This is a genomic window from Aquiflexum sp. (assembly GCF_041751335.1).
GTDB lineage: Bacteria > Bacteroidota > Bacteroidia > Cytophagales > Cyclobacteriaceae > Aquiflexum.
The window spans coordinates 1-3,208 of sequence record NZ_JBGSXS010000168.1; the positions used below are offsets into that span (position 1 = coordinate 1).

A 3,208-nucleotide genomic window follows, 5' to 3' on the forward strand; every position below is an offset into this window, starting at 1 on the left:
ATGTAAATAAAAAATCAGACCCTTTGTACTATCAGCCCTAAATAAAAGCCCATTCAATAATTTTCCATCAGATGTTTCGAAATTCCGCTCTTCAAATTTTTGCCCAAAATCGAATTGGTGATTTTTGTCCAAGGTTTCAGGAAAAAAAATCAGTTTTTCCTGAAAGTAGTAAAATGCAACGCATACAATAATGTATATCCCTACAATTACCAATATGAAGTATAGAAGTTTTCCCATCATTTTTTTTAATTATTTCATGTAAAATAACGCACATCCAGTGTCGGGGTAAATTTTAACCTACGCCAAATTCCTCCATCAAAGTCAGGCCATAATTCCTTATGGCATCTATGATGGGAATGGCGCTAAGCCCCCTTTCGGTAATGGTATATTCCACCTTTGGAGGTACCACAGGATAGACCTTTCGGGTAATAAACCCTTCCTTTTCCAACTCCCTCAACTGACTGGTCAGCATCTTATGTGTAATGTGCGGAATGTCTTTTTTGAGTTCACCATATCGCATCACCTTTTCTTTCAGCCTCCAGAGTATCGGCATTTTCCAGGTCCCTCCAATCCTGTCCATGGCAAACTCGACAGGGTTATAATACAGTTTTTTATTAAATAAGAAATCAGGCATATCCGATCAATTTTCCATTTCTTACCAAAAAGTGCATATCGTTAACTTGGGTAAGTATATTGTTAAAGGTAATATAAAAATCAAACTTTGTTGGCATACAAAAAATATACTTCAATCATGAATCAAATTCAAGAAAAACAAAGTTATGTGCACTTCCACGGTGCACCAACAAAAGGTAAAATTTTGATGGTTGCCAGTTCCCCTGCTGTATCCAAACAAACAGGCTGGCCGATTGGATTCTGGGCTGCTGAACTGACCCACCCGCTAAGGGTATTCCAAGAAGCAGGTTATGAAGTGGAATTGGTTTCCACCGAAGGCGGAAAACTGGAAATGGACGGCTACTCCAATCCAACCGACCCAAGCGGCTATTCTGCCCATGATGTGATTTCATTAGGCTACCTACAAAAGCCGGAGTTCACCGCATTATTGGGAAATACCAAAAAACTAACCGATGTGGATCCAAATGATTATTTGGCAATTTTTCTGGTAGGCGGACAGGGGCCCATGTACACTTTCAGGGGGAATATAGATTTGGAAAAACTTTTTGTTGCATTTTATGAAGCCGGCAAGCCCAGTGCAGCAGTTTGCCACTCCACTACCCTACTTTTGGAAGCGAAAAAATCCAATGGAGAACTCCTAGTTTCCGGAAAAACATGGACAGGTTTTGCTGATGGTGAAGAGGAATTTTCAGATCAGGCAGTCGGCATGAAAATCCAACCTTACCGGATAGAGGATGAAGCCAAAAAGATTTCGGACACAGACTTCAAAGTAGCTCCACCCTTTGCTTCCTACGCCATCAAGGACGGGAATTTGATCACAGGACAGCAACAAAATTCAGGAGCTGCGGCAGCGGAGATGGTGGTTGAAATGCTGAATGACTCATCGAACTGAAAGAATGGAGGCGAGTATTTCAGGAAAATTTACTGTTAAAATTGCCCTGATTTTAATTGTCCTCCATTCGTATTCTTTTCATGCCAAAGCCCAATTAAATGAAAGTGATACGGCAAGTTTCCAACTTAGTGCAGGTATAACCGGTGCTTTGCAAAGAGGAAATGTGGAACTGCTAATTATCAGGGGGAAATTTGATTTAGTAAGCAACAGTAATAAAGATTTGGTATTCAAAAGTCAGAACAACAGCCTTTATCAGGAGTTCAGTGGGTTTAAGGCAGATAATGACATCAATAGCCGAAATTACCTCTATTTCAAATCGTTCAGAAAATATTATCCGTTCGCCATGTTTTATTTGCAGACCAATTACCGAAGGAAAATCAAAAGCAGGGTCTTTGGAGGGGCAGGTTATACTTGGCAGGTTATCCAAAAACCTAAAACCAACCTGAAGCTATCTGGAAGTGTGGTTTATGAAAATTCTGTATTCAGAAGTGATCAATTCAAAGAAAGCTTTTATAACGGCAGCAATTCGATTCCTATATGGCGGGGAACTGTTTACTTGGCAGGCTGGCACAGGTTATACGATCAAAAATTCAGGTTGTTTTTCACTGCCTATTGGCAACCTGGAATTGAAGAAGTTCCCAATAACCGTGCGTCATTGGATATAGGTTTTGACCTTCCTGTCTGGAAGGGCCTTTCCGCCGCCGCCCACTATACCTACACTTATGAACAGGTTGTGGTTTCCAATGTCCTTCAAGTGGACAGTATCCTCACCTTTGGCCTCAGCTATCAGCTTAAGAAAAATTGATCCTTATGATTGTCAAAAGAAATTTTAACCCAATCAAGGTTTTTCAATACGTACAAAAGGAATTCATCTTTTCCTTATTAATTTCATTACTTGTTTGGGTACTGTATGAGTATCAAATCAGTGCGGTAGCCTTACCCTTCTCCATTGCTGCCATTCTTGGAAGTGCTCTTGCCATTTTCATTGCCTTCCGGAACAACAGTTCTTATGGACGCTGGTGGGAGGCAAGAACACTCTGGGGAGGAATTGTAAATGCCAGTCGGGTTTTGGCCCGCTTGGTAATCACCTTTGCAGACAGCCACTCCCATCAGGCCAATTATGACCGGGAAAGAAGTGAATCCTTTAAAAAGCAGTTGGTTTATGCCTGCATCGCCTGGGTGCATGCCCTGAGACTTCACCTGAGAAAGCAGGAAAATTGGGAAGTGTTAAAGCCCTTTTTGAGTTCTGAAGATTACCAAGTATTGCTACAAAGCCAAAACAAACCCAATTATCTCCAACTTCAGATGGGAAAAAAAATATATGACGCCATGTCCAATGGTACTTTGGGAGGTTTTGATTCCTTTCAGATGGAAGGACAGTTACTTGCTCTGGCCAATTATCAGGGAGGTTGTGAGCGGATCAAAAACACGCCTTTGCTCAGGCAATATGATTATTTCACCCGGCTGTTTCTGTATGCATTCATGCTGCTCCTTCCCTTTTCATTGATTGGGGATTTTAGCCGGTTGGATATCAATTACCTCATGATTCCTGTATCTGTGATCATTTCCTTTGTGTTTGCTATTTTGGCTAAAGTAGGTGAAGTCAATGAAGATCCTTTCGAAAACAGGATCACGGATGTTCCGCTTACATCGCTCTGTATTGGGATTGAGCGGGATTTGAAA

The 3,208-nt window shown here is 41.2% G+C and carries 4 protein-coding genes and 1 pseudogene; 3 read left to right on the top strand and 2 right to left on the bottom strand.

Annotated features, from left to right (window positions below):
- Positions 1–240 (bottom strand): annotated as a pseudogene (locus tag ACEW8U_RS09535) (alpha/beta hydrolase); the annotation flags it as partial.
- 52 nt (positions 241–292) lie between these two features.
- Positions 293–634 (bottom strand): winged helix-turn-helix transcriptional regulator, encoded by a 342-nt coding sequence (locus tag ACEW8U_RS09540; protein WP_373496931.1) that lies wholly within the window; start codon positions 632–634, stop codon positions 293–295.
- A 117-nt stretch (positions 635–751) separates the two neighbouring features.
- On the opposite strand from ACEW8U_RS09540, the gene ACEW8U_RS09545 reads away from it, so the two are divergent.
- From ACEW8U_RS09545 to ACEW8U_RS09555, 3 genes are all read left to right on the top strand, one after another.
- Positions 752–1,525, top strand: a complete 774-nt coding sequence (locus ACEW8U_RS09545; RefSeq protein WP_373521812.1) for a type 1 glutamine amidotransferase domain-containing protein — start codon at positions 752–754, stop codon at positions 1,523–1,525.
- On the top strand, positions 1,509–2,330 hold the full coding sequence (locus ACEW8U_RS09550) for a DUF481 domain-containing protein (protein WP_373521813.1): 822 nt from the start codon (positions 1,509–1,511) through the stop codon (positions 2,328–2,330). Before ACEW8U_RS09545 ends, ACEW8U_RS09550 begins: the two co-directional genes overlap by 17 nt.
- A 5-nt stretch (positions 2,331–2,335) precedes the next feature.
- Positions 2,336–3,208 (top strand): bestrophin family protein (locus ACEW8U_RS09555; RefSeq protein WP_373521814.1); only part of this gene is annotated, 873 nt, incomplete at its 3' end.